This is a genomic window from Clostridium sp. M62/1, assembly GCF_020736365.1.
GTDB classification, from domain to species: Bacteria; Bacillota; Clostridia; order Lachnospirales; family Lachnospiraceae; genus Otoolea; species Otoolea saccharolyticum_A.
This window is the reverse complement of record NZ_CP085988.1, coordinates 1,786,865-1,811,933: the sequence shown is the minus strand read 5'-3', so window position 1 is coordinate 1,811,933 and position 25,069 is coordinate 1,786,865. Positions and strand designations below refer to the sequence as shown.

The 25,069-nt window shown below is 41.7% G+C and carries 27 protein-coding genes; 6 read left to right on the top strand and 21 right to left on the bottom strand.

Going from position 1 to position 25,069, the window contains the following annotated elements:
* Positions 1 to 3 precede the first annotated feature (3 nt).
* The 7 genes from istA to LK436_RS08545 all read right to left on the bottom strand — a co-directional run bounded on the left by istA (position 4) and on the right by LK436_RS08545 (position 6,568).
* Positions 4 to 1,563: an IS21 family transposase gene (gene istA / locus LK436_RS08575; protein ID WP_008398413.1), complete on the bottom strand. Its 1,560-nt coding sequence runs from the start codon at positions 1,561 to 1,563 to the stop codon at positions 4 to 6.
* Between the two features lie 50 nt (positions 1,564 to 1,613).
* The gene (locus tag LK436_RS08570; protein WP_008398414.1) at positions 1,614 to 2,300 is read right to left on the bottom strand and encodes an acyltransferase; all 687 of its coding nucleotides are present in this window, start codon (positions 2,298 to 2,300) and stop codon (positions 1,614 to 1,616) included.
* Between the two features lie 5 nt (positions 2,301 to 2,305).
* Positions 2,306 to 3,424 carry a UDP-galactopyranose mutase gene (gene glf / locus LK436_RS08565; protein ID WP_008398416.1) on the bottom strand — a complete coding sequence of 373 codons (1,119 nt, stop codon included), beginning with the start codon at positions 3,422 to 3,424 and terminating at the stop codon, positions 2,306 to 2,308.
* A gap of 50 nt (positions 3,425 to 3,474) precedes the next feature.
* Positions 3,475 to 4,260, bottom strand: a complete 786-nt coding sequence (locus LK436_RS08560) for a polysaccharide biosynthesis C-terminal domain-containing protein (RefSeq protein WP_227910211.1) — start codon at positions 4,258 to 4,260, stop codon at positions 3,475 to 3,477.
* Between the two features lie 550 nt (positions 4,261 to 4,810).
* Positions 4,811 to 5,176 (bottom strand): hypothetical protein, encoded by a 366-nt coding sequence (locus tag LK436_RS08555; protein WP_008398421.1) that lies wholly within the window; start codon positions 5,174 to 5,176, stop codon positions 4,811 to 4,813.
* A 46-nt stretch (positions 5,177 to 5,222) separates the two neighbouring features.
* Entirely contained in the window at positions 5,223 to 6,023 is an 801-nt protein-coding gene (locus LK436_RS08550; RefSeq protein ID WP_044931530.1) for a helix-turn-helix domain-containing protein, read from the bottom strand.
* Positions 6,024 to 6,073: 50 nt separating this feature from the next.
* Complete coding sequence (locus tag LK436_RS08545; protein ID WP_004462512.1) at positions 6,074 to 6,568, bottom strand: tetratricopeptide repeat protein; 495 nt, start codon at positions 6,566 to 6,568, stop codon at positions 6,074 to 6,076.
* 344 nt (positions 6,569 to 6,912) lie between these two features.
* On the opposite strand from LK436_RS08545, the gene LK436_RS08540 reads away from it, so the two are divergent.
* The 5 genes from LK436_RS08540 to LK436_RS08520 all read left to right on the top strand — a co-directional run bounded on the left by LK436_RS08540 (position 6,913) and on the right by LK436_RS08520 (position 10,828).
* The gene (locus LK436_RS08540; RefSeq protein ID WP_044931594.1) at positions 6,913 to 7,326 is read left to right on the top strand and encodes a cysteine-rich VLP domain-containing protein; all 414 of its coding nucleotides are present in this window, start codon (positions 6,913 to 6,915) and stop codon (positions 7,324 to 7,326) included.
* Between the two features lie 111 nt (positions 7,327 to 7,437).
* Positions 7,438 to 7,833, top strand: coding sequence for a replication initiator protein A (locus LK436_RS08535; protein WP_008395205.1), 396 nt, complete (start codon positions 7,438 to 7,440; stop codon positions 7,831 to 7,833).
* Between the two features lie 185 nt (positions 7,834 to 8,018).
* Positions 8,019 to 8,960 carry a MobV family relaxase gene (mobV, locus tag LK436_RS08530; RefSeq protein ID WP_008395207.1) on the top strand — a complete coding sequence of 314 codons (942 nt, stop codon included), beginning with the start codon at positions 8,019 to 8,021 and terminating at the stop codon, positions 8,958 to 8,960.
* A 70-nt stretch (positions 8,961 to 9,030) separates the two neighbouring features.
* On the top strand, positions 9,031 to 9,222 hold the full coding sequence (locus LK436_RS08525) for a hypothetical protein (protein WP_002566025.1): 192 nt from the start codon (positions 9,031 to 9,033) through the stop codon (positions 9,220 to 9,222).
* A 94-nt stretch (positions 9,223 to 9,316) separates the two neighbouring features.
* A complete protein-coding gene (locus LK436_RS08520) occupies positions 9,317 to 10,828 on the top strand; it encodes a recombinase family protein (protein WP_008395211.1) in 1,512 nt (503 codons plus the stop codon).
* On the opposite strand, the gene LK436_RS08515 is transcribed toward LK436_RS08520, so the two are convergent.
* The 11 genes from LK436_RS08515 to LK436_RS08465 are packed head-to-tail and all read right to left on the bottom strand — an operon-like array spanning position 10,812 to position 22,040.
* Entirely contained in the window at positions 10,812 to 11,555 is a 744-nt protein-coding gene (locus LK436_RS08515) for an oligosaccharide flippase family protein (protein WP_008395212.1), read from the bottom strand. The genes LK436_RS08520 and LK436_RS08515 overlap by 17 nt on opposite strands.
* 9 nt (positions 11,556 to 11,564) lie before the next feature.
* Complete coding sequence (locus LK436_RS08510) at positions 11,565 to 13,514, bottom strand: HAD family hydrolase (RefSeq protein WP_008395213.1); 1,950 nt, start codon at positions 13,512 to 13,514, stop codon at positions 11,565 to 11,567.
* Positions 13,515 to 13,536: 22 nt separating this feature from the next.
* Positions 13,537 to 14,721: a hypothetical protein gene (locus LK436_RS08505; RefSeq protein WP_008395214.1), complete on the bottom strand. Its 1,185-nt coding sequence runs from the start codon at positions 14,719 to 14,721 to the stop codon at positions 13,537 to 13,539.
* Positions 14,722 to 14,737: 16 nt separating this feature from the next.
* A complete protein-coding gene (locus LK436_RS08500; protein ID WP_008395215.1) occupies positions 14,738 to 15,730 on the bottom strand; it encodes a glycosyltransferase family 2 protein in 993 nt (330 codons plus the stop codon).
* The gene (locus tag LK436_RS08495) at positions 15,727 to 16,932 is read right to left on the bottom strand and encodes a Coenzyme F420 hydrogenase/dehydrogenase, beta subunit C-terminal domain (protein WP_083794709.1); all 1,206 of its coding nucleotides are present in this window, start codon (positions 16,930 to 16,932) and stop codon (positions 15,727 to 15,729) included. The genes LK436_RS08500 and LK436_RS08495 overlap by 4 nt, the downstream gene beginning before the upstream one ends.
* A gap of 12 nt (positions 16,933 to 16,944) precedes the next feature.
* A complete protein-coding gene (locus tag LK436_RS08490; protein WP_044930360.1) occupies positions 16,945 to 18,105 on the bottom strand; it encodes a polysaccharide pyruvyl transferase family protein in 1,161 nt (386 codons plus the stop codon).
* Between the two features lie 11 nt (positions 18,106 to 18,116).
* On the bottom strand, positions 18,117 to 19,058 hold the full coding sequence (locus LK436_RS08485) for a capsular polysaccharide synthesis protein (RefSeq protein ID WP_008395221.1): 942 nt from the start codon (positions 19,056 to 19,058) through the stop codon (positions 18,117 to 18,119).
* Between the two features lie 21 nt (positions 19,059 to 19,079).
* The gene (locus LK436_RS08480; protein ID WP_008395222.1) at positions 19,080 to 19,817 is read right to left on the bottom strand and encodes a glycosyltransferase family 2 protein; all 738 of its coding nucleotides are present in this window, start codon (positions 19,815 to 19,817) and stop codon (positions 19,080 to 19,082) included.
* A complete protein-coding gene (locus LK436_RS08475) occupies positions 19,810 to 20,550 on the bottom strand; it encodes a glycosyltransferase family 2 protein (protein WP_008395223.1) in 741 nt (246 codons plus the stop codon). The genes LK436_RS08480 and LK436_RS08475 overlap by 8 nt, the downstream gene beginning before the upstream one ends.
* A 1-nt stretch (position 20,551) precedes the next feature.
* On the bottom strand, positions 20,552 to 21,190 hold the full coding sequence (locus tag LK436_RS08470; protein WP_044930361.1) for an HAD family hydrolase: 639 nt from the start codon (positions 21,188 to 21,190) through the stop codon (positions 20,552 to 20,554).
* A 13-nt stretch (positions 21,191 to 21,203) separates the two neighbouring features.
* Positions 21,204 to 22,040 (bottom strand): LicD family protein, encoded by an 837-nt coding sequence (locus tag LK436_RS08465; protein ID WP_008395226.1) that lies wholly within the window; start codon positions 22,038 to 22,040, stop codon positions 21,204 to 21,206.
* 72 nt (positions 22,041 to 22,112) lie between these two features.
* Here LK436_RS08465 and LK436_RS18530 point away from each other — a divergent pair, with 72 nt between their 5' ends.
* Positions 22,113 to 22,310 (top strand): hypothetical protein, encoded by a 198-nt coding sequence (locus LK436_RS18530; protein WP_083794717.1) that lies wholly within the window; start codon positions 22,113 to 22,115, stop codon positions 22,308 to 22,310.
* Here LK436_RS18530 and cps2T read toward each other — a convergent pair.
* Genes cps2T through rfbD form a run of 3 tightly spaced genes read right to left on the bottom strand, consistent with a single transcriptional unit; the run spans position 22,273 to position 25,048 of the window.
* A complete protein-coding gene (gene cps2T / locus LK436_RS08455) occupies positions 22,273 to 23,481 on the bottom strand; it encodes a beta 1-4 rhamnosyltransferase Cps2T (protein WP_008395227.1) in 1,209 nt (402 codons plus the stop codon). The two genes, LK436_RS18530 and cps2T, sit on opposite strands and share 38 nt — an antisense overlap.
* Positions 23,482 to 23,499: 18 nt before the next feature.
* The gene (rfbC, locus tag LK436_RS08450) at positions 23,500 to 24,105 is read right to left on the bottom strand and encodes a dTDP-4-dehydrorhamnose 3,5-epimerase (RefSeq protein ID WP_008395228.1); all 606 of its coding nucleotides are present in this window, start codon (positions 24,103 to 24,105) and stop codon (positions 23,500 to 23,502) included.
* Between the two features lie 28 nt (positions 24,106 to 24,133).
* Positions 24,134 to 25,048 (bottom strand): dTDP-4-dehydrorhamnose reductase, encoded by a 915-nt coding sequence (rfbD, locus tag LK436_RS08445; protein ID WP_008395229.1) that lies wholly within the window; start codon positions 25,046 to 25,048, stop codon positions 24,134 to 24,136.
* Positions 25,049 to 25,069: the final 21 nt, after the last annotated feature.

Genomic DNA, 25,069 nt, shown 5'->3' with positions numbered 1-25,069 from the left:
TCCTTACCTCCTGTAGTAATCAGCGCCCCTTGTAAGCGCATGGCTGCTCTTTGCTGGTTCAGTATGGCTGCTTGCTGCTCCTTTGTCCGGCATCTCCATCTGGTCGCTTCCGGTATCAAGGATGTTCTTGATACTCTTATAACTGGGAGCAGCCGTAAAGGAGAGTGCTTTCCGGCAGGCGGCTTCCAAACGGTCAACGGAATATTTGTCGGCCAGTTTTAAAAGCCCCATACAGCTGCGGTAGGACTGTTGTTCTACGCGTTTGGAGGTAAGGATTGCATCAATTACCTGATAAGTACTGGAGCCGATCCGCTCCGCCCATTTGCGGAAACGGTCGCCGTTCCATTCCAGATACTGCTGGTGAGATGCCGGCATATGCTCTGTGACGGTGCTGTATTGTCCCTTACGTCCATAAAGCCGGCGGTGGGATGCAATCCGGTTGTGATTGTAAAAAATCTCAATGGTCTTATCTGCAACCCTCACATCAACTTTGCGTTTTATATATTCATAAGGAACTGAGTATAGCATTCCGGCAAAGGATATGTGATAATTGAACTGAACGGTGGCTTGTTTCCATTCCGCCAGTTCATATGGGGTGGCAGGTAAAGGTGCCAGGAGTGGCAGTTCTTCGTTGCGGAAGATCTCATACCGGCTGCCCTCTTTCTTTTGAAAAGGGCGATGGCTGAACTCTTCCAGTTTCTGTCGGATTGCTCGGTTTAACTCAATGAGGGAGAAGAACTGCTCATTGCGCAGGGCTGCGGTGATCCAGGTGGAAATATTCCCTACACTGCCCTCGGCATTGGGTTTGTTCTTTGGAGCCCGGACGCGGGCTGGAATAATCGCAGTGCCATAGTGCTCTGCCATCTCCTGATAGACGGCATTGATCCGCTGATCTTTCCAACCCTTGTTGTGATCCACAGCAGTACGGCAGTTATCCGGCACGAGAATCCTGGCAACACCGCCAAAATATTCATACATGTGGACATGCGCAGCAATCCACGAAGGCTGCTTTTCATCCATGAACGCTTCTACGTATGGATACTGGCTGTAAGTCATCACTCCTACGAAAATGTAGGCATCCAGGATTTCGCAGGTATCCGGATCGATGATATGTGCCGGATCTCCGGCCCAGTCAACCTCAACCTGTTCCGCAGGTTTGCGGTTGATATGCATGGTGGCGCGGCGCTTCTGTTCATCCTTCTGGATGTAATAGCAGAACTGTGAGTACATAAGCGGCTCATCCCCGGAAAGGCGGCATTCCTCAAGGTATTCTGTCCAGAGGAGTTTCTTATTTACTCCATTACGGAGAAGCTCCTTGCGGATATGCGCATAATCCGGCATCCGCCTGTTTGATTGAGACTCAGGGCTGTTCTTCTTCGGGAACAGCAGCTGCTCAATCACTGAATCGGTCTGGTTTGGATCAAGCGGCCACGAGATGCCTTTTTCTCTGGCAGCTTTTAAAACCTTATTGACCGTTTTCTTGGATACACCGCAGCTAAGCGCGATGTTCGTCTGACTGAGACTCAGACTGGCAAGTCTGATAATCTCGCGGTATTTGGTCATAACAGACGACCTCCTTATAATGTATTTACGCTAAGAGACGCATAAATACATTATAAGGGAAGAAACCACGGTTTCCATGGCTCTGGAATCACGGTTTCCTTTACATCGGAACGCCGGTTTCCAACTTCCGGAATTACGGTGTAAAACTGACCGGAATACTCACCCCCCAGCGGGAACATCAAATCACGATTGAATTCAATCCTCAAGATTTCAAATAGCCAAGGTAAACAATAGGTGGTTATAAAAGTCACGCCCACAATATATTTGAGGATACCGTCCCCGTCCTCGCTTTTGCTTATAGCGGATAGAACTGGAATACAAAGATATACGGATATCAAAGCAGGAAAGAACCAATACACTCCTATGATTTCTGTATTTAAGAATAAAGAAACTACTTTTATTGAAAGGACTTCTTCTAGCTTTACGCTTCCTTTTATAACTTGTAAAAACAGAAAAATTGCGCTCCAAGCCAACCACGGGATTACAACTTTTTCTATCCTTCTTTTTATGAATTCTTTCGTGGTGTGTCGCTCTCGATAATTCATTAGTTTAGCCCCTGAAATCATAAAGAAGACAGGCACAGCCCAAAAGCATAAGCATTCAATTCCCATAGAAATTAGCCACATGGCAGACTTTTCATAATGATGAGCCAACCCATTATGGTGCATATAAAGTACAGCTATACATGCGGCTATACTTAGATAATCAAAATATGCATATCTCTTTTTCTCAGACATTGTTATTAATCCTTCCTTAAAACTCTCTCAGCCATATCCAAAGCAGATGCAATAACTGCATCCATGTCATAATACTTATATTCGCCAAGACGACCACCGAAGATGATTTTCTCTTCTTTATCTGCTAACGCTCTATACTTCTTATAGAGTTCACCGTTTTTCTCGTCGTTTACAGGATAATAAGGCTCATCACCAGGTTTCCACTCAGAGCTGTATTCACGGCTAATGATAGTCTTAGGCAGATCATTGCCCTCTTCATCCTTACCAAACTCAAACCATTTGTGCTCGATAATGCGGGTCCAAGGAGTCTCTCGATCTGTATAATTGACAGCTGCGTTTCCTTGAAAATTTGGCATTTCGAGGATCTCATTTTCAAAACGAACAGAACGATACTCAAGATTGCCCAGGCAGAAATCGAAGTATGCATCAATAGCTCCGGTGTAAACAACCTTCGCCGCCATGCCGTCCCATTTATCCTTATCTGCAAGGTAGTCCTCATTAAGGATTACTTCGATTCCTGCAAGCATGTTTTCAACCATCTTGGTGTAACCACCCACTGGAATGCCCTGATAAAGAGCATTGAAGTAGTTGTTATCGAAAGTCAAACGAACCGGTAAACGCCTAATGATAAATGCAGGAAGTTCTTTGCAATCACGTCCCCACTGCTTCTCGGTATAACCTTTTACCAGTTTTTCATAGATATCACGTCCAACCAGACTGATAGCCTGCTCCTCAAGATTCTGAGGATCGCCGGAAATCTCTTTCTTCTGCTCTTCAATCTTTGCAGCAGCTTCTTCAGGAGTTACAACACCCCACATCTTGTTGAAAGTGTACATATTGAAAGGCATGGAATAAAGCTCGCCCTTATAATTTGCAACCGGAGAGTTTGTGAAACGATTGAATGTTGCGAACTGTGTGATGTAATTCCAAACCTTTGTATTGTTGGTGTGGAAAATATGTGCTCCATATTTATGAAAATTTATTCCTTCAACCTTTTGCGTATAAACATTTCCAGCAATGTTTGGTCTCTTATCAATTACAAGTACCGACTTGCCTGCTGCTTTCGCTTGCTGTGCAAATACAGCTCCATATAAGCCTGATCCTACTACTAAATAATCGTACATAGTGTTTAACCTCTCATAAGGACATCGTCCCCAATAATCGTATATCTATTTCATTTTTTCAAAATCTTGGATATCGCTAGCTGAAGCATACTAAGGCACAGCTCATATTTCAAGATAATCATTACAATTGCGTATACAGAAAAGAACAGACATGCATTTATAAATAACATCCAAAAACTTCCCGAAATACTAATCATTGAATTAAATATCAAAGAAACTATATAAGCAATTCCTGTTCCTATGACCACTTTACCCAGGGCCTTAACTGTAAATACTTGCTTCACCATTTGCCATGCCAAAAAAATCTGAATAGAGCATTGCGTTGCCTCAGCAATCAAGGTACCAATAGCCGCTCCATTATATGATAGTTTAGGAATGAAAATGCTGTTAAATATCAGGTTTACAATAGCTCCTGTAACAACGGCAATCATGAGGTTTTTCTCTTTACCTATCGAAACAGAATATTGACTACCTACAATCTGGGACACAGAAGAAATAATAATTGTAGGCATCAGAATTCTCATTGGTGCGCTAGCTTCTTCAAAAGATACTCCCGACAGAAAGATAACACTTTCACGCGAGAAAAATGTAAAGTAAGTACAAATTGGAATGGTCACAAACAGCAATAATTCATACGATTTCTGTAGTAACCCATACATACTATTTTCGCTGTTTCTACCAACATATGACAATCTGGACATCATAACCACACTAAATGAAGATATCAAAGTCAGCAAAATAGTCTTTACTTTAACAGCAACGGAATATATACCTGTTGCATAATCACCTTGATATAATCCAAGCATTACTGTATCCATGTGAGAATAAACATTAATTGCAAGGGTTAGGTCAGTTTACAAGGAACTACACGCAGACCACGAAGCGGGGGCTGCTGACAACAAATAAAGGCTGAATATCAAGCACCGGGGAAATGCGAGATATTCAGCCTGTTTTGTTGTCTGGGGTTTCCAAAGGGGCTTGCCCCTTGGCACACGACTTTGCTCGCAAAGTGTAGTGTGTTATACGCTCTGTCGGCGTTGCTGCGAAAATGCCGTTGCCAACCGGGAGGACAAGGGCATTTGAAACGGCAGGAAAACAGGGCTGTGATTGCGTGGCGTGGAGCCGCAAGCGCAGGACTGGTTTCATCAGCAGACAGGGCGGATATGAAAGCCCCCGTCCCACACGGATAGCCACACTTACGAAAAAACAGACGGATTTTTCTCTCAAAATTGAAATGGGCGGGAAGCCATTTTAAGGCTTTCCCGCCTTGATTGACTATTAGCAAAGACGGGCGGGACTGTCAACGGCGGCGCATAAAATGCGCCGTTCATCTTGACCGTTGACTGGCTCGGCTGGCTTTGCTATCTCCACGATAAATGGGATTTGTTATCTATCTGTCCAAGAATCGAATCTCGTTGAAATTTGTGGGTCGTATAGAGGGCAACCAAAATCAAGTAAAATATCCATGAGAGCGTTCATATCAGCCTCTTGCATACCATAGCAATCAAACCTTACGATTTGCGAAGTTGTAAAAACCTGAAATGCTCCATGTCCTTCTTTTTCAAAATCTTTGCCTCCACCTTGTATATTCCAGTCAGAAAAAGAATCAGCCACTTTTTTCAAAATCTCGTCAATCGGAAGAACTTCCAATACTTCCATTACCTCGCCATCACAACACGCTGTCTGATATACGGTTGAATGGTCATGTGCGGTATCTTCCTTGTACTTCCAAAAATTCAAATCCATACTCATTGTATAATCCTCCTGTTAAAAAAGTAAATTCAATTTTATCAATTTCTTATTTCCTCCCCCGCTGTGGGTTCGGATTTTTCAGCAAGTCCGACTTCTGTGCAATCTTTTTCAGCCACTTCTTTTCTTCCTCGGACAGCTTTTTCAAATTCAGCTTGAGCCGCTTACAGATAAACGCCAAAGCCGCTTGCTCCGGGTCGCTGTCTGGACTGGCAGTTTCCTCGGCGGTCTGCAAGAAATCTTCCAGTGGGTTGTCCCCCGGAACGCTGAAAAAATCGTCCTTATGGGCTTCCCGCAGGTCGAGGGCTATCTTGTTTATGTCCTGCTGTATCACATAGCGGCAAAAGCTGTCATCATCAATATGGGCGGCGATAAGCTGTCTTAGCTGCGGGTCGGACAAGCCGGGATTGTACTGCTTCATAATCGTTGCACTCATGGTGTCCACGATGGCGTTTGCACTCTGTACCTGTTTTCCTGCGATACCGTTTACATAGATTTCAAGGTCAGCCATCAGCCGGGGAAAATCCGGGTGTACTGCCAGTTCACACAAGAGGGAATTATCTATCAACCCACTTTTCAAGAGTTCAATCATATCATCACTCAAACGCAGGTCTGCAAGATCAGCGTTTGGGTGATTTCTTGTTTGGGACAGCCCCAGTAGATAATCGGCGGTTACACCGTAAAACTTCGCCAGCTTGATAATAGCATAGTGACTGATGTCCTTAAAATCCTTTGCTTCATAGCTGCCCAGCGCAGACTTGGAGAGATTTACCTGCTCCTCAAGCTGCTCCAGCGTCAGCCCACGCTCCACACGCAAATCTTTCAATCGTTCTTGTATGGATAGTTCCATGCTCTCCCTCCTTGTCTGCTCGATAAATGGGAACTGTGTTATCTTAATCTTCACTCAATGTTTTCAACATGAGTTCTTAAATAATCAAAATATTTTTTGCCATCATCATTACCGTCCTCGTCAGGCTCAAATATCTCCCTTCCTTCAAACATATAGGCTCTAAGCAAATATTCTGTGGCGTTTTTTTCGTCCCCTATTTCTAAACAACATTCACCTAATCGAAGCATAACAAACGGATTTCCATATCCCTCGCCGCTCAAATTCCCCCTTGCTTTGTCAAAGCATTCGTGTGCTTTTTCGTATTGTTTCTTTTGAAAATAAATATCGCCAATGGCAGCTAAAAACCATATGGTTTCACTGTAAAATTGCTGTGGCTCTGGGATTAGGCTAAGAGCTTCTTTCCATGCTTGTATAGCTTCCTCATATTGTTCTTCTTCCTCAAACTGATTGCCTTTTTGGGCTAATTCATCTAACTTAGTTTTTATTTGTGGTGTTAGTTCATCAATAGCCACTTCTTCATTTTTCTTCTTTGAAAACAGTCCCATAATATACCTCCGTGAAATTTCGATTTGCCATTCTATTTCTTCTATTCTACCACAATTCCAAGAGCGTGGAAATAGAGAGTTTTCCGGGCTGATTTCCGACCTTATGGATATACGGGGCGGGCGGTCTTTTAGGTGTAGACTTAAGGTAGTTCATCGATGAGCTGCACCTTGAAAACAGAATGACCGTCCGAAAAGGAATACCCCGGCAGGGGAAGCACCGCAACGAGCCACTTCGGGACAAAATGTCCCGAAGTCCGGGGAGCGTGCCAACGCCGGAACACGCCGCAGGAATGGGGCAGGAAGCCTTTTCGGGGAGAACGGCAAAGGAAAAATGGAGGGAACACATGAGAGAGAACCCATATAAACGACTGCCGCCCATAGAGCGCAGACAGGACGGTTCCCTTTACCGCATGACACCGGCACAGAGGAAACAGGCAAACGCCCTGATCCGCCGGGAGTGCTGCAACTATGAGGACGGGAACTGTATGCTCCTTGACGAGGGGGACACCCACACCTGCCCCCAGACCATTTCTTTCTCGGTCTGCTGTAAGTGGTTCCGCTGGTCGGTCTTGCCGCAAATCGGGACGCTGGAAGCGGAGATTTTCCGGGATAAGGAGCTGAAACGCTGTGCGGTCTGCGGCAGAGTGTTCGTCCCAAAGTCAAACCGGGCGAAATACTGCCCCGGCTGTGCCGCCAGAGTTCACAGGCGGCAGAAAACAGAAAGTGAACGGAAAAGGAGGTCTTGTGTGGACAGTTAGGGGCTGAAAAGTCCTTGATTTACAAGGCTTTGCAAGCACAGAACAGGGGCAGGCAATAGAAACTACCGTCTGCCCCAGAAAACGGGCTTCTAACCGTCCACAAAACACGATATGACAAACACCATTTATATCCATCAGCCGGAAAAGGCGGTCAGCTTTACCCGGCTTCCTAATTTCCTTTTTGAAGCCCCCACATTCACGCCACTGTCCAACGAAGCAAAGGTACTGTATGCCTTTATCCTGCGCCGAACAGACCTATCCCGGAAAAATGGCTGGGCGGACGAATACGGGCGGATTTACCTCTACTATCCCATCAACGAGGTGGTGGAGCTGCTCCACTGTGGGCGACAGAAAGCGGTCAATACCCTGCGGGAGCTGCAATATGCCGGACTGGTGGAGATCCAGAAGCAGGGCTGTGGAAAACCCAACCGCATTTACCCAAAATCCTATGAAGCGGTTCCAAATACCGACTTCAAGAAATCCGGTTATGGAACGCGGTCGGACTGAAAACCGCACTCCACAAGTACGATAATCAATCCTCTTGAAGTACGAAAACCGGACGGTATATAGAAATACAGAGATTAAAACGATTTTATTTATATCTTATCCATTCCTATCCGATCCGAGATATTTTCTGCGGGATTTTCCTGTGGAAAAGTCCCGGAAAGGAACGGAACGGGGAAAGGAGTTTCATGGCACAACACGCAATTTTGCGATTTGAAAAACACAAGGGCAATCCAGCAAGACCGCTGGAAGCCCATCACGAACGGCAAAAGGAACAGTACGCCAGCAACCCGGATATTGACACCAGCCGGAGCAAGTACAACTTCCATATCGTTAAGCCAGAGGGCAGGTACTACCACTTCATTAAAAGCCGCATTGAACAAGCTGGCTGCCGTACCCGTAAGGACAGTACCCGGTTTGTGGATACGCTGATTACCGCCAGCCCGGAGTTTTTCAAGAAGAAGTCCCCAAAGGAAATACAGGAATTTTTCCAGAGGGCGGCTGATTTCTTAATCAGGCGGGTAGGGAAAGAAAATATCGTGTCGGCGGTGGTACACATGGACGAGAAAACGCCCCACCTGCATTTGGTCCTTGTCCCGCTTACAGAGGACAACCGCCTGTGTGCAAAGGAGATTATCGGCAACCGGGCAAACCTGACAAAGTGGCAGGACGATTTTCACGCCTATATGGTGGAGAAATATCCTGACTTGGAGCGTGGGGAAAGTGCCAGCAAGACAGGCAGGAAGCATATCCCCACCCGTTTGTTTAAGCAGGCGGTCAATCTCTCCAAACAGGCAAGAGCCATTGAAGCCACGCTGGACGGCATTAACCCGCTGAATGCCGGAAAGAAGAAAGAGGAAGCCCTCTCCCTGCTGAAAAAGTGGTTTCCGCAGATGGAGAACTTCTCTGGGCAGCTCAAAAAATACAAGGTCACGATAAACGACCTTTTGGCGGAAAATGAACAGTTGGAAGCCAGAGCCAAAGCCAGCGAAAAAGGCAAGATGAAAGATACGATGGAACGGGCAAAGCTGGAAAGCGAGCTGCACGACATTCAGCAGCTGGTAGACCGCATCCCACCGGAGGTGCTGGCAGAACTGAAACGCCAACAGCGGCACACAAGGGAACGGTGATTGATGACAGAAAACATTTCACGCCGCAGCATGGCGGCACTGCACTTTGAAAATTAAATACGGAGGTACTATGGAGCATATCAGATACAAGAAAGAAACCGAAGTCGTGACTTTTCAGGGAAAGGAAATCACGCTGGAAAATCTCTCCCCGGTATTCACGCCGGAGCAGGAAGCGGCAAAACGCCGGGAGCTGGAACAGCAGCTTTATGAGGTGTTCCGCAAGTATGCCGACAAGCGGCAGAGTGAGGAAGCCGGAGCATAAGATTTTCCGAAGCCATCGTTGATTTGCGGGGCTGCTGACGGTATAATAAAGGTGTCAGCAGCTCCGTTTCTTTTTTAAGAAAAGGAGCGACAATATGAATAATCGAATAGACGCAATCTATGCAAGACAATCGGTGGACAAAAAGGACAGCATTTCCATTGAAAGCCAGATTGAATTTTGCAAATATGAGTTGAAAGGCGGTAACTGCAAGGAATACACAGACAAAGGGTACAGCGGCAAGAACACAGACCGTCCGAAGTTTCAAGAACTGGTGCGGGACATCAAGCGGGGCTTGATTGCAAAGGTCGTGGTTTACAAACTCGACCGTATCAGCCGTTCCATTCTGGACTTCGCAAACATGATGGAGCTGTTCCAGCAGTACAATGTAGAGTTTGTGTCCTCTACGGAAAAGTTTGATACCTCCACCCCGATGGGGCGGGCGATGTTAAATATCTGTATTGTGTTCGCCCAGCTTGAAAGGGAAACGATACAGAAGCGGGTAACGGACGCTTACTACTCCCGCAGTCAGCGTGGTTTCAAGATGGGCGGGAAAGCCCCTTACGGCTTCCATACAGAGCCGATTAAGTTGGACGGTATCAACACAAAGAAGCTGGTGGTAAACCCAGATGAAGCGGCAAATATCCGGCTGATGTTTGAGATGTATGCTCAGCCCACAACTTCCTATGGAGACATTACCCGGTACTTTGCCGAACAGGGGATTTTATTCAACGGTAAAGAACTGATACGCCCCACGCTGGCGCAGATGTTACGCAATCCTGTCTATGTGCAGGCAGACCTTGATGTGTACGAATTTTTCAAAAGTCAATGGACGGTCATTGTCAATGACGCTGCCGATTTTACGGGCATGAACGGCTGCTATCTGTATCAAGGGCGGGATGTGAAGCCCAGCAAAAAGAACGACTTGAAAGACCAAATGCTGGTGCTGGCTCCCCATGAGGGCATTGTCCCCTCTGACATCTGGCTGACCTGCCGCAAGAAGCTGATGAACAACATGAAAATCCAGTCTGCCCGGAAAGCCACCCATACATGGCTGGCGGGAAAAATCAAGTGCGGGAACTGCGGGTATGCCCTTATGAGCATTAACAATCCTGTGGGAAAGCAATATCTCCGCTGCACAAAGCGGCTGGACAATAAAAGCTGTGCCGGGTGCGGGAAAATCATCACTTCGGAACTGGAAGCGGTGGTTTATCAGCAGATGGTGAAAAAGCTGGAAAAGCACAAGACGCTGACGGGCGGGAAGAAAGCGGCAAAGGCAAACCCGAAAATCGCCGCCCTGCAAGTAGAACTTCTCCATGTGGACAGCGAGATTGAAAAGTTAGTGGACAGTCTGACGGGCGCAAACAATGTCCTGCTCTCCTATGTGAATGTGAAGATAGCGGAACTGGACGGGCGCAAGCAGGAACTTCTGGCGAGGATAGCGGAACTGACGGTGGAAGCCATCAGCCCGGAACAGGTCAGCCAGATTTCCGGCTATCTCGACACTTGGGAGAATGTATCCTTTGACGACAAGCGGCGGGTGGTGGATCTGATGATTACCACCATAGCCGCCACAAGCGACAGCTTGAATATCACATGGAAAATCTGACGGGCGGAACACCTCCCGTCAGATACCTACCCTGTGTAGTCCCTTGTAAACTGTACTTTGTTGCAAACAAAATAAAAATGGGTTTCAAATGCCTTTTAAAACTATATTCATTATATCTCTTAAAAGAAATATAATTGTGCGAATAAATGATATTCAGAATGTTTCCTGCACTAACTGCAAACACAGAAATAATTGCATAAATAACACCATCAGACGGTTTCTTAACAAAAAGAAACATTAATACAATCGAGATAATCTTAAACGCAATTGATCTTGTGGTGATATATTTATATTTCTCGATGCCTTGATACATCCAGTTCATTCCGAGGACATTCAGCACAATATTAACGCTATACACCATCATCAATGATCTATAACTTTTGAATTGAGGCACGAACCACAGACTAAGATATAAAACCACTAATACAATAATTGCAGCTATAGAACTGATCATCAAAAGTTCTTGCGTTACTTTTGAGAGTTGGTTTCTATCATCTTTTACTTGAGCACACGCTTTTACGCCATATGACGATAGCCCCAGTGTCGCAAAAAGTGCGAAATAATTCACCACTGAAGTAGCAAATGATATTGCTCCATTTGTTTCTACCCCCAGAACTCTCGTTATATATGGAAATGTAATTATCGGGAACAAAATAGATGACAAAGAAAGAATTCCGTTCCAAATAACATTTTTTCCGATTGATTTTTGTTTCCGGTCTGTTGCCACTTAATCACCTCATTTTTCCAGCAGCATTCTCTCAACTACATAAACAAGCCTATAAGCAATTTTTTTCCACGAATACTTATGTCTCGCATTAAGTTTGATTGAAAAATAGCTAACGAAACTCATAAAGCCAAGCCCCGAAGTCTTAATCTGCTTAAGATCTTTTAGCATTGATAATATCTTTTCCTTCTTGCTCGTTCGTGTAGGTATTTTTTTGAACCAACCAAAATTGTTCGTTTTGGGTGTTAGAGCCACTCTTTCAAATTCAATACATTTTTCATCCAATAGCAGAAGTGTCTTAAGATGATATAACGATAACAGCGAAACAATCTCAGCTGTGCTGACGTAATTTGAATTAATAACATCGCATAAGCCAATAAAAACCTCTGTGATTCCATCTTGAACGCTTTTTGCCAGAGAATACAATTCCTTATCCTCATCGCTATACTCTTCAAGGATAGGCATTATCATTCCATTTTCATCACGGTAACCATATGTTGAACCATGAGGAGCTGCCAACATCTGCTCTATTAAATGAGTTTCAAAATCCCACATCGAAAAGTTTTTTGAAGGCGCAGGATATTTTGAAAATACTAGGCCTTCTTTTATGTTATGCCAACTCTCGCTTCCAGTGCAATTCTCATATCCTAAGTATAACCCTCTGATTTTATATTTTTCGCCTAAGGCATAATAAACATTATCTTGAATTGTCCCCTTCCAACCAACATCAACTAGTATAATTTCATCTCCTGCAAATACTCCCTGCTGCTTAATGTATTGTTCAAATAACTTCTTTTCTCTTATACATTTTCTGTCAAGAATATCTTTGAATACTTCACATTTTAACAAGGTCTGAAACTCGCAAGAATGATGTAAACCATATATTACTTTTGAACAATCTACATCCAATTCTCTCTCTACAGTTTCAACCTCGTCATCTGTAAAGGAGAGATTTTTAAGGAATGATTCAATATCCAGATCCTTATATGATCTAAAGATTGATAAGAATTCCGTCTCTGCAGATCCTTGTAGCGAAGCAAGTAATGTAGCCTTTCTGGAAACATATAAGTATTCTGCATCAAACTTTCGGGCTTTAGCAGATTGATAAGAATTAAATAGAGTAATTAAAAAGTAACCTTCTCGGGCAAGAAAAAAAACTTTCTTAGCATTCAGCTCTACTAATCGGTGATACAATCTATCTATATACAAATAATATATAAAGGCGTAGTTGGAAAATGGTGTTTTCTTTCCTTCAACATACAAACGCCTAAATTCTTTTTTAACATCAACACACGTATAGTTATCCGACCACTCTAGCTGATAGCTCTCGATTCCATGCTTTAACGGCATTTCATAATCGGCTATCTTGCTATCGCCAAACATAACTAAATCCGCAGCATTTCCTAAAGCCTTTATTACAACTTCATACAAATTTCCTGTTTGTTTTTTTACTCCATATTCGCTTGATACAAAAAGCACACTGGTAAAATCATCAATGCCTAAGCAAGTCATTATTCTCTTTAAGTTGTCTTCTGAGAGATATGTATCTGAAACAACAGCAATTCTAAAGCCCTCTTTCTTTTTTTCTCTTAAGAACGCAATCATTGAGTCATCCAAATACAGGTGCTTTGTTTCAGCCAATAACTCTGCATCAACACAGAGTTCAATAAATCTTCCTAGAGGAATAGATATTAAAGAATGTAAATAAACATACATTTCTTCTAGTATATCTACCAGACAAAGTTCTTCAGTTTTACTTGTCTTCGCAAGTTGCTTTGTTGCTGTACTTCTAATGGATAGCAATAAATTGGGGGAGACCTTATTTTCTAGTTGTTCAGATACCAAACCTGCCCAACATTTTCTAACTGTCTTTTCATGGACAGTTCTATGAACTAAGGTGTCGAAGAAATCCGTCAATATCCATTTTTTTCCATCGAGATTATATATTTTGTCTCTTTCCATAACACCACTCACATCTCAAATGTTACTTATACTCTTCTAATAGCCAGCTCGAAGCCCGAGATGCTTCATTGAATGAGCATATAGCTAAATAAATAATAATCCAGAATGCTGTTCTTCCAGCTCCAAGAAAATGATTAAACATCATATCTGTAAACAAGTACAACATCAGCATAAAGGACATTCTCGATTTCGACGCCATTTTGAAATAATCATATGTAAAAGCTATTGTTCCAATAATACCGCATTCTAGATATATTCGAAGCACATCATTATGAAGATTTCTGCTAAAACCTCTTCCTAGGACCTCGTTCAAAAACTGTGTTGATGATCCAAGTCCGTATCTCATTTCATTATCGATACAGAGATTTAGTCTTTCTAATCGTCCGGATATAAATGCATTAAAGTTTAATCCTGTAACGCTATAAAACCAGCTTCCAAACGAATCAGAGCATATCAAATGAAAACCTATCGGGACAATGATAAAAAGCACTGTCACAATAAACACTCCTCTTGGCGATGGGGTCTTATTAAACGTTCCTCGTTTTGTCTGGAGCACACTCATAATCAATACGACCAATGCGAACATTACTGCCATTCTCTTAAATGCCAGGATTGTCATGAATAAACTAAGTACAGCCCTCCGCTTATCCTTCATGAATAAATAGAACATAAAAAACACAAGACCGTAAAAAGAATACTCACTCTCAAACGCTGAGTTTGAAGTGATAAAATTAATCGCAAGTATATTTTTTATAGACAGTTTGTCCATAATATCAATAAAGAAAAAGATGAGCTGTATGATAAATGCCGTATCCATATACGGTTTTATGTCATTAATGCAGTTAACCAAAAAATAGACATAAATAATTGGAACAAGCCAGAAGAACACTTCATTATAGCTAGCCCCCATAAAACCATTCTGCATTTGCTTGATTACTGTAATAGTGGACAAAATAACCGTAGTTAATAAAACGTTCTTTGCCTCATCTCTAAATCGAACAAATCTACCTGGATTTCTTATGTAACGTAACAAAAGAATTCCTATTGCTAGAACTGCCATCATGTATTTTATTTTTAAAGAATCAACGGTATTTGATAACCGTGCTAATACAGAACCATCATCAGCTACCTGTTCTGAAAATATAAAAATCGAATACAGTAATCCAAATATCAATTGATTCTTCGATATTTTCCATGAAAAATGCATTACATCACCCTATCGCCTACATTTTTAACAAATGATACATCTTATTCTCGATCGGAAATAATACATGGTTCATAAAACGCATGATTCTTACTTTTTTCTCATTTCCAGATTCGTCAAACAACTCCTTTGAGATAGATTTGATAGTTTCTTCGTAGGCCTTTAATTCCTTCTTTGCAATTTTAGTATCATCATAAGCCAAGTACACCAAACATGTACCGGAAATCATCCTCACTACTTTTTTCTTCATCAATTCATAGCGCTTAGGATTAAACTCTGCTGATTTTTTATAAATAGTTACGTACTCCGCAAGCCCAGAGGATACCTTTATCCTCATGCCAATGTTTTTTATCATATTTTTAACATTAACACTTTGATTAGGAGTTCCATATCTATACATATACACATCATATGGCATGTAAACAGCAGATTCTGCATGATTTAGAATATAAACTACATACTCAATATCAACATAAAAACACTTCTCTGAAAGCCGAACTCCATTGTTCTTTAGTAGTTGACTTCTAACGGCAATGGAATGCATAGCAATGCTTTCGATTTCGGGCATATCTAAAACAGGATATACTTTTCCTACCTCGAATTCAGAAAAGTAAAGCTCTTTCTTTTTGCTTCCATCTGTATATACACGGCTAAAATCCGTTAAAACCAAATCTGTCTCCGCAGTTCTCAAATACTCAACCAACTGTACAAAGTCAGTTTTCTGAACCCAATCATCGCCATCGACCACTTTAAAGTATTTACCAGATGCCAGTTCAATACCCTTATTTACAGTTGAGCCGTGACCTCCATTCTCTTTTGGAATGCATCTAAATGTATTTGGATATTTTTCTTGGTATTTTTCTGCAATCTGATGAGTATTGTCTTTTGATCCGTCGTCTACAACAAGAACTTCAATATCATCCATTACTTCCGGAATACAGAAAGATTCCAATGTGTCTCCCAAATAATCTTCAACATTATACGCTGCGATAGAAATCGTTAACGTTTTCATTTGCTGTCTCCTCCATTTTTCACCTGCTTCACAATTCTCATAATACCCATTCTGTGAAGCATCCCTTTTCCCCATTCAACGACATGATCCTTTGTCGTAACAGGCAGATATCGTTGCATTACCTCCTGGAATTGTCCTTGAGCGATTTTCCGAAGCAATTCTTCTCGAAATGCTGCCCTCGATGGCTGCTTAGAAATCATAACACCATCTAAGCAATGCATTAGTACCGGATCAGCTTCCCATAATTGAAGAGCACCTGTAAGTTCATTAACAAATGTATCTCCCTTCTTTGTATGGATAAAAACATTAGTGAATCCTAGATCGTCATCTTTGCAATCCTGATTAAGCTTACCGACATTCCAGCTATCAAATATTGTCAAATCGCTACATCTTGCATCCCCCTTAAATGAGCATTGATAACAACACTTTCTCGAGCAGGCTCCGCTAAAATAAGCCTTCGCCATATAATCTATTCTTCCACTACCGTAGTATCTCTTTCCGCTTTCAAAAGCAACCATCATAGTACTACTATGATATCCATAGGTCTTATTACGAAATCTCACATCCGTAACTTTTGATCCGTACCTATCTTCCATATATTCAACATATTTTTTAAACAGAAGTGGTGAAGAAACTCCATGACACACTAAATCAACAGTAATCAGGTTTTTATATTCCTTGTTCAAATAGGACTTTAAGCCTGCTATCTGACAAGGAGTTCCTGTAAATACTACAAATGTATCTGAATCCAACACTGTTTTGACTTCTTTGAAGGTCATCCCCAGAGTGCTCTGCACATATTTGGATCCTTGCATCTCACTGACACGATCTTTTTCTGTCCGATTGATGCCAAAGTGCCTAGCAACCATATTGTTATCATAACCAACGCCAAATATGATCCCCTCTTGTTGAAACGCATAATTCGCAAATGCCGCACTTGTTCCACCAGAGGTACTATTGCTTACAATTCTCTTATCTATGTTTCTAACAATATATCCCTTTTGAACATCATTAAGCTTTGGAGGATTATTAACAGGGCAGGTTTTTTCACATAATTTACAGTTAACGCACGCCTTCTCATCAACAAAAGGGTATAAAAAACCTTCTGAATCTTCTCTCATCTCAATGCAGCCCTTTGGACACACGTTAGCACATGCGGTGCAGCCTGTACACGATTGAATATCTGAGCATATATTTTTCATTTCTGCAATCCTTTATCCATTTAACGCTTTATCAAGGAATTCATAGGTTTCATTTCTCAACCCAATTAACACAGAATCAACAGAACCATAATCTATTTCTGCATCAATAATATCTGAAATTCCAGTATCATAACTTGTAACATGTCGATTCGAGATGCCCAACTGACTAAAAAGGCTTACAATACGACCATTCTTTGACTTCCTGATTGCATCTGTATACCTACTGAATGTCACAAATTTTTTGTGATTCAAAATAGAGAATACCGAGCCGTGGAATGAATCCGTGCATATATACTCGGCACCTCTAATCAGATTAAGAAAATCAACCGGATCAACATCAAACCTCTGTTCATCACCAAATTCATTATCTGATTCAACATATTCATCAAGGTGAGGACAAGTTATAATTTTTAGGTTCTTTTCTTTCGCGAACTCCTCCACGAGTCTCCTATGCACTTCAGATGTACCTAAAAAATAGGCGAATATATATGGTTCTGAACTCTGTCTTTCATATGGAAAAATAGAATTCCACTCATCTTCATTAAATAGAAGCGTGGGATCCACAGCAACTTTAGCATCTCTACCAGTTAATCTCTTGATGATATCAGCTCCTGTTGTTTCTCTAACGCTCAAAAACTCAATACGCTCTAAGTATTCTTTTGTCAGTTTTATTTGGTTTTTTGGTACTTCACTAATTCCAAAGCTCGTTGCAAACGCTATTTTTCTTACGCTATCTGGAACAAATAACAAATTATAAAATCTGCTTTTTATTCCGGCTGGTGTCCATAACTGGTCACTTCCAACAATAACAGCATCGTAAGCCAAGGTTGCCTGAGTCAGCTTTTTCTCACCTTTGAAGACTGTTGAGTACGGACCAATATATTTCTTACGATAATCTCTGAATCTATTCAAACGAGCGGCATTGTTCTTCTGTATCTCAGGATTTGCCTTTATGCTTTTATTCTTTTTGTAAGCTATTATTTTCCCTCTCATGAAGTAAGGATTAAACAAACGGGTGATATTCTTTATAAGAAATAACAGCGTTTGTTTATCGTATCGTATTATTTCATATTGCCATCCCATTTTCTCAATTGCTTTTTGAGTGGCAAGAATCTGCAACATGCTTCCATAATTGTTGCAATCATATCGAACGCATAATCCGGCTTTTTTCATAGTCATTATCCTTATCGAAACAGCACATCATAGTACGTGCCTTTCATTCGTTTTTGTTCTTCCGTAAATTTGTACGTCAACTTATGAAACTGTGTTTGGGCTTTAATTGTATTCCAGGTTTCTTCATCAAACTTGTCAAACAATCTAAGCAGCAATATATGTGGAGTTGCATTATCTCTTGGAACGATGGCTCGTGCATCCTCTTGGAATCTGTCCAAAACGATTGCGATAAAGTCATGCAACAAGAAGTAATCCCACATGCTGTTGTTCTCTTTCCAGTATGCATAACACAGGTCTCTCACCGCCATTAACACCTTGCTATTCGTTTTCGCAGACATTAACCACGAAGAAATATAGTTTGCGTGCCCATCACGTCCCGGCTTCAGGCATTGATACATAAACAAATCTGATTGATAAAAATAGGATGGAATACTACTGTCGCTGCAAAAAACAGTAGCATCAAGCCACAACCCACCATAACGAATAAGAAGTTCTAATCGCATAAGATCTGTCATATGCGTATGTGTAATGATATCAGCTTTCCACTTTTCAACAATAAACGGCGGGAATTGAATATAGTCAAACATATTCTCTGTTGTAAGCAACACAACATCCTTATCAGCCATATTTTCCTTCACTGACTGATAGCATTTCTGTACAAGTGCCGGAGCCTGATCAATTCCTTGGAACCAACATATCCATACCTTGTTCGATACCTCATGTGATGCATTGTTGTCGTAGTTTTTTTCAAACTCATCTAAAACCCGATGGTATCTCTTATAAAGTTTTTGTTTTGTCTTAAGCTGTGTTGATAATCTAAGGATTTCTAATGCCGTTCTGCTTTTTCCAAGCAAAACAAATTCGCCTACAGCAGTGAAAAAAGCACCACCTCGCCAATACTGCTTAAGCAGTTTCATACCACCCTGTTTTTCAAATATTTGTTTCAGCCCCATGGTGCTTTTCTCCTAGTCAAATCAAAACTTCTCAGAAATTGGATGCGCCAAGAATGCTTTCAAATCTTCCGGTACACCTAATCCGTACATTCCTGCGCCAACACTACCAATATTATGAAAAACAATCTTCTTAGCGTCATCAATTAGCATATTGTAGACAGGAGCCACATAGAATTCGCCCTTTACTCGCAGATCCAAGTCGATCATCTTGTGCGCATAACGTACAAAATCTTTTCCATGCTTAAAGTTATAAATGCCTACTGTAGCCTCATTAGAGATTACTTCTTTCTCCCTAACCATTGTTACAAGTTTCTGATCATCGAAAGCAATAAATGACCATTTATCGTCATCTGCATACATTGTCATAATGAGACCGTCATTATCTCCCTGAGCATTAATGTACTCATTAATATCACAGTCTACATACTGATCAGAATTTGCAATCATAAGTTCATCATCATTATTGATATACTCTTCTGAAAGTAATACAGTGCATGCTGCTCCTTCAGTCACCTGATTCACTGGAATAACAACACAACCAGGAGCTATTTTTTCTAAGTACTCCGGAAGGCCAAATTGATCAATATGCTCTTGTAAACACAAGAATATAAATCTGTGCTCACATGCAGGAGTCAGGTTCTTTACTACCCACTCAATCATATAATGACCTTTCACATCAATTAACGGTTTCGGCTTCTTGTATCCGGCATTTACAAATCTGCTTCCACGGCCAGCCATCGGTATAACTATATTAATCATTTTTCTTTCCTCTCTGTTCTTTAAGATACTGTTTATATGCCTCAATACCGCCTTCGGTCTTCAGCAGGAAATAATCTTCTCTTTCAATAGGATAAACTCCAATTCTTTTCTGCTTCAAAATCATTTCATTATATACAGGGCAAAGGTAAAACAGTCCATTTACAGATGCATCCTTTGACAACATAGAAATGGCACTTTCAATGAAGTCAGATCCTTTTTTGAAATAATAGAATCCTGCAGTAGCATGCTTACTAATAGGTCTTTTTTCAGCGGCCTCAATAACCAATCCTTCCTTATCCAGTTTAACAAATGAGAACTTAGGATGAATATCTTCGAATGTGACAATCCCTCCATCATAATCTTTCTCAATAAATTCATTTACAACTTCATTTGTATTTGCAAGAAACAGCTGATTGCTACTTGAAATAACCAACGGCTCATCATCCTTGATATAGTCAATTGCAAGCAAGCAACTGCAGACCGAACCCTTCGTATTTCCTTCAGCTATTACAATTTTTGCATCAGGAATCAACAGCTTTACTATCTGATCAAAATGATATCTTTTAACATCCGCTTTTCTGAGAACGACAATAAATTCAGCATCCTTTATCGGCTTCAAGAAATCATAGCAGTACTGAAAAATCGTTTTTCTTTCAATCTCATAAAGGCTCAGCATATAATCAGTATTGTTTTCTAAAGAATCGTTTCCAACGATAGGAATAATCACTTTCATATTACTTTACCTCTTTTGCTTCGATACTATGAATAAAGTTCTTGATATTATCGTAATTTACATCGTACACAGTGGAAATTTCCAATACATGTGCGCCAGCGGCCTTGGCTGCCATAATGCCATTCTTGTTATCTTCACATACAACGCACTCTTCTGGAGTGAGTCCAAGCTTCTCAATAGATTTTATATAAATCTCAGGATCCGGTTTTGACTTTACAACATCCTGATTACTCAAAAAGAAATCCAAATACTGCAACAAATCGCTCTGCTCCATCATCAGCTGAATTGAATTTCTGATTGAATTAGATGCGCAAGCAAGATGATAACCTTCCGCTTTTAATTTAGACAATGCATACTGATGAGTAAAAATAGGATGACAGTCCATATATACTCGTTCAATTGTATACTTCTGCTTTAGCATGTTGATATACGGATGAAGTCTTTCAGGAAGTCCTCTCTCCATAGACAACATTTCCAATTTTTTCTTAGTCGGAAGTCCATCATAAGTAATCAGATGGTCATATCTACTGATCTCATATCCGAATAAGGACAGTGCTTTATTGAGTGCTTCATAATGCCATTCCTTTGCATCAATCAGCACTCCATCCATATCAAAAATTACCGCCTTGATCTTGCTCATTTTCTTTAACCTCTTATTTTCTATACGCCTTGTAATCATGTGTAGCTACTCTCTTCTCTACAGGAGGCATCTCCATATAATTACCATATTTATGCTTAAGTATTTTTTTATACTCTTTTGGTGCTCTGAACTGTTCCCCTTCAAATTCAATCAATACAGTTTCGTCAACCCACTCTTTTTTCATCACATCGCGCTTATAATCACTCTGCCAAGTGGTTGGCCCAACATAATCACATTCGCTGTATTTATGCTTCTCTTTCAACGCTTCGAGACGCTTGAACCAAAAACGCACGCCTGTAGTTTTAGCAATCAAATACAAAGGATACTTTACTATCGTCTGTTTGATACTCTTCTTTGATGAATACTCCTCGTGTGCAACAAAAAAGTGTTCTCTTGATGCGAGAAAACACATAGAAGAGAGGAATCTATAATAGTTACCCTTTCTCTGAACTTCCTTCCATGTGCGACCAGCGCCATCCAAAGGATAGATATCCACAAAAATGCCCATGCCGCAGTCCTTCTCATTATTTGCAACATACTTGTAACGGGTATCACAAAATCTTGCAATCATAAATGGGTATTCTGGATTATTATACTTACAGAACAACTTATACGGTAAAAGCTCACTTTCATGATCCATCAAATATTTCAGAAGCTTATCATAATCAGCACGCTTCATCATAATATCAAGATCATCATCCCAAGGGATAAAACCTTTATGGCGTGCAGCTCCTAATAATGTTCCGTAGATAAGAAAGTAATCCAGATGCTGCTCTTCGCATATCCGCGCTAATACCCTCAATACATCAAGTTCTACCGCTTGCATCTCTTGATTAGTCATTTCTTGCATATAAAAATCCTCCTTCAAATCTGGTAAAAAGAATATTTTAAGTCAGCACCTAAATCTACAGTTTCGCTATATCTGTTTTTCGTAATACTACATCCTGCTAAGAAGGAAGCGACCAAAATCCCATTTCAACCAACTTGCTTCTATCCAGTCTACTGTTCACAGTTCTTTTGGCTTTGCTTATTCCATACTCTTCTGTATGTACAGTTGTTACCTTCGGCTCAAAACCATCCACTCATCTCAAAAACTCTTCCGCATATCTGTCACAAATGAGCTTCCAACTGTATGCGGTTCTAACTCTTTCTTTTGCTTTAGCCCCCAATGCCAATCTATCTTCAGCTTTCATAGCATCAGCCTTATCAATTAGTTGAGCCAAATTGCCATCTTCTTTTGTCCAATAAAGAGCCGACTCCAAACCAACCTCTTGATTAAAGCCAACATTCAACAAAAGATTCAATTCCGTGCTTCCCAAAGCTTCAATAAGGCTTGGATTTGTACCTCCAACTTCATGGCCATGTAAGTAGGCATATGCCTGCTCTCTAATTTTCATCAGTAATTCCTGGTCATACACAGTACCTACGAATTTGATTCTTTTATCCTTCTGAAAGCCCAGTTTCTTATCAAGCTCTTCTAAGAACTTCTCATCCGAGTTTGTGATAATAGCTAAGTCCTTTGTAGTGTTGCTCTTCATAAACTCGCAGATCATCGTCTCATAGTTATTTTCGGGGATGAATCGTCCAACGACCAAATAAAAGCATCCGTCACTAAGACCCTTTTCTTTCAGCCACTTGGCATATCTTTCATCCGCGCCAACAGATTTTCTTGTCTCAGCGCCATATGCAATGTATGTAGTATTCGTCACACCATATCTTTTCTTAATATATTTTTCGATATTTATAGAGTCACAGATAATCAGATCACTCTGTTTTACCATCAACTCCTCGCTCTTTTTCCAGTATGCTCTTACTGGTCTGCTCCATTTAGCTCGCTTCCACTCGTGCCCATCAGGATTCAAATAAACCTTTCCACCAAGCTTATGGATAGCATTTACATACTTTCCAAAGAATGGACCAATCCGACATGTCATAACATACACAATTGGATTATTGATTTTCTGGGCCTTAATGATTTTCACTGACTCTGTCATCGCGCTACAGTCATAATAAATTGCCTGCGCGGGGCCAAGTCTCTCTGGAATGTTTATCTGAAAACATTCTGAATTGTGGTATGTAAAAGTAGTCGGAGATGTAATAACAGCGCCATCTATCTTTGCCGGAATCATTGCGCCCTGTCCATTAGCTTTGCATGCCACATGATATTTGATTCTACAATCATTCTGATGATATTCGGTTAGTTTGTTTACAAATGTCTCATAACCTCCATAGGCTCCTAAGCTTTTAGCGCCTACCAGAAATACATGTTGTACTTCGTTTTCCCGATGCATTTTTCTACCCCTATGTTCTCAAAACTTGAATGTGTCCTTCAATCCAAGCCACTTCTGATCTTTATCGCTTAGATTGAGTGCCACTCCGTCTACGCTATACCCTTCAGCACTTGCTGTGCCTTGATACGTCCCTTCAACCTTCGGCCACACAATACAAATCTCTGGGTCGTTCCAAGCAAGACCGCCCTCATCGCTTGCATGGTAGAAATCATCGCACTTATAGCAGAACTCTGCGGTATCACTCAGCACAAGGAATCCGTGTGCGAACCCCCTGGGAATGAGGAACTGCTTCTTATTATCTTCGGTCAGCTCGATGCCGTACCATTTTCCGTAGGTCTCGCTGCCGGAGCGCAGGTCAACCGCCACATCGAATACAGAGCCCTTAATCACCCGAACCAGCTTGGTCTGCGGAAAGTTCTTCTGGAAGTGAAGTCCACGGAGCACACCTTTCACACTCATGGACTGGTTGTCCTGAACGAAATTGATGTTGATTCCGTTCTCTTCCATATCCCTCTGGCTATAGGTCTCCATGAAATAACCACGAGCATCGCCGTGGACAGCCGGAGTAATCACACACAGCCCCTCGATGCCACCTACGTTCTTTTCAACACTTATCTGTCCCATTGTCTTTATCTCCAAATCTTTCTATCGTTTACAGCTGTGCTTCCTTCAGGTAACGGCTTACTGAATCCTGCCATGTGGGCAGCGGTTGGAAGCCATTCTCCACCAGTTTGCTCTTGTCCAGTCGGCTGTTGAATGGCCGGGCGGCTTTGCTCAGGCCATACTCCGCAGTAGTCACAGGTGTTACCTTCGTTTTCAAGCCATACTGCTTGTAAAACTCACAGCAGAAGTCATACCAGCTAATATAACCGCCCTCATTCGTAGCGTGATAGTAGCCGTACTTCTCTGTCTCGCACATATCCACCAGAAGCCGCGCCAGATCAAAGCAATAGGTCGGCGTGCCAATCTGGTCGTTAACCACCCGGACCTCATCATGGGTCTTACCCACATTGATCATCGTCTTGATGAAGTTCTTGCCATTCAGACCGAACACCCATGCAATACGAACGATGAAGTACTTCTCCAGTGTGTTCGCCACCGCCAGCTCGCCTTCCAGCTTGGTCTGACCGTAGACGTTCAACGGCTTATAGTCCTTACAGTCCGGCTGCCAAGGCTCCGTTCCCTGCACATCAAACACATAATCTGTGGACAAATAGAGCATTTTGCAGTCGATGGCTTTACAGGCCTCTGCAATATTCTGAGTTCCACCTGCATTGACGGCACGAACCTTCTCCACCTTGTCGTCGTCTTCTGCCATGTCCACTGCTGTCCACGCTGCGCAGTGGATGACGGCGTCCGGCTTAATCTCAGAAATAACCTTCAGCACGGCTTCTTTGTCAGTAATGTCGAGGCCGACATAGGGCATGCTGGTTACAGCCGATCCGTCAGCAATACCGGCATAAGACCCTGCAATGTCGGAACCAACACCTTCATGACCTCTTTTATTCAATTCATTCATCACGTCATGGCCAAGTTGACCATTGACGCCAGTTACAAAAAACTTCATCCTTCCCACAACCTCAACCCT

What these genes read in the sequence shown, in the direction of transcription:
- LK436_RS08540 (WP_044931594.1), top strand. Translation starts at nt 6,913, where the DNA reads ATGAGAGAGAACCCATATAAACGACTGCCGCCCATAGAGCGCAGACAG.
- LK436_RS08490 (WP_044930360.1), bottom strand. Translation starts at nt 18,105, where the DNA reads ATGAAAAAAGCCGGATTATGCGTTCGATATGATTGCAACAATTATGGA.
- LK436_RS08480 (WP_008395222.1), bottom strand. Translation starts at nt 19,817, where the DNA reads ATGATTAATATAGTTATACCGATGGCTGGCCGTGGAAGCAGATTTGTA.
- LK436_RS08535 (WP_008395205.1), top strand. Translation starts at nt 7,438, where the DNA reads ATGACAAACACCATTTATATCCATCAGCCGGAAAAGGCGGTCAGCTTT.
- LK436_RS08470 (WP_044930361.1), bottom strand. Translation starts at nt 21,190, where the DNA reads ATGAGCAAGATCAAGGCGGTAATTTTTGATATGGATGGAGTGCTGATT.
- rfbD (WP_008395229.1), bottom strand. Translation starts at nt 25,048, where the DNA reads ATGAAGTTTTTTGTAACTGGCGTCAATGGTCAACTTGGCCATGACGTG.
- LK436_RS08550 (WP_044931530.1), bottom strand. Translation starts at nt 6,023, where the DNA reads ATGGAACTATCCATACAAGAACGATTGAAAGATTTGCGTGTGGAGCGT.
- LK436_RS08465 (WP_008395226.1), bottom strand. Translation starts at nt 22,040, where the DNA reads ATGCAAGAAATGACTAATCAAGAGATGCAAGCGGTAGAACTTGATGTA.
- LK436_RS08570 (WP_008398414.1), bottom strand. Translation starts at nt 2,300, where the DNA reads ATGTCTGAGAAAAAGAGATATGCATATTTTGATTATCTAAGTATAGCC.
- cps2T (WP_008395227.1), bottom strand. Translation starts at nt 23,481, where the DNA reads ATGCATCGGGAAAACGAAGTACAACATGTATTTCTGGTAGGCGCTAAA.
- LK436_RS08545 (WP_004462512.1), bottom strand. Translation starts at nt 6,568, where the DNA reads ATGGGACTGTTTTCAAAGAAGAAAAATGAAGAAGTGGCTATTGATGAA.
- mobV (WP_008395207.1), top strand. Translation starts at nt 8,019, where the DNA reads ATGGCACAACACGCAATTTTGCGATTTGAAAAACACAAGGGCAATCCA.
- LK436_RS08485 (WP_008395221.1), bottom strand. Translation starts at nt 19,058, where the DNA reads ATGGGGCTGAAACAAATATTTGAAAAACAGGGTGGTATGAAACTGCTT.
- LK436_RS08500 (WP_008395215.1), bottom strand. Translation starts at nt 15,730, where the DNA reads ATGAAAACGTTAACGATTTCTATCGCAGCGTATAATGTTGAAGATTAT.
- rfbC (WP_008395228.1), bottom strand. Translation starts at nt 24,105, where the DNA reads ATGGGACAGATAAGTGTTGAAAAGAACGTAGGTGGCATCGAGGGGCTG.
- glf (WP_008398416.1), bottom strand. Translation starts at nt 3,424, where the DNA reads ATGTACGATTATTTAGTAGTAGGATCAGGCTTATATGGAGCTGTATTT.
- LK436_RS08495 (WP_083794709.1), bottom strand. Translation starts at nt 16,932, where the DNA reads ATGAAAAATATATGCTCAGATATTCAATCGTGTACAGGCTGCACCGCA.
- LK436_RS08555 (WP_008398421.1), bottom strand. Translation starts at nt 5,176, where the DNA reads ATGAGTATGGATTTGAATTTTTGGAAGTACAAGGAAGATACCGCACAT.
- LK436_RS08520 (WP_008395211.1), top strand. Translation starts at nt 9,317, where the DNA reads ATGAATAATCGAATAGACGCAATCTATGCAAGACAATCGGTGGACAAA.
- LK436_RS08475 (WP_008395223.1), bottom strand. Translation starts at nt 20,550, where the DNA reads ATGAAAGTGATTATTCCTATCGTTGGAAACGATTCTTTAGAAAACAAT.
- LK436_RS08525 (WP_002566025.1), top strand. Translation starts at nt 9,031, where the DNA reads ATGGAGCATATCAGATACAAGAAAGAAACCGAAGTCGTGACTTTTCAG.
- LK436_RS08510 (WP_008395213.1), bottom strand. Translation starts at nt 13,514, where the DNA reads ATGGAAAGAGACAAAATATATAATCTCGATGGAAAAAAATGGATATTG.
- istA (WP_008398413.1), bottom strand. Translation starts at nt 1,563, where the DNA reads ATGACCAAATACCGCGAGATTATCAGACTTGCCAGTCTGAGTCTCAGT.
- LK436_RS08505 (WP_008395214.1), bottom strand. Translation starts at nt 14,721, where the DNA reads ATGCATTTTTCATGGAAAATATCGAAGAATCAATTGATATTTGGATTA.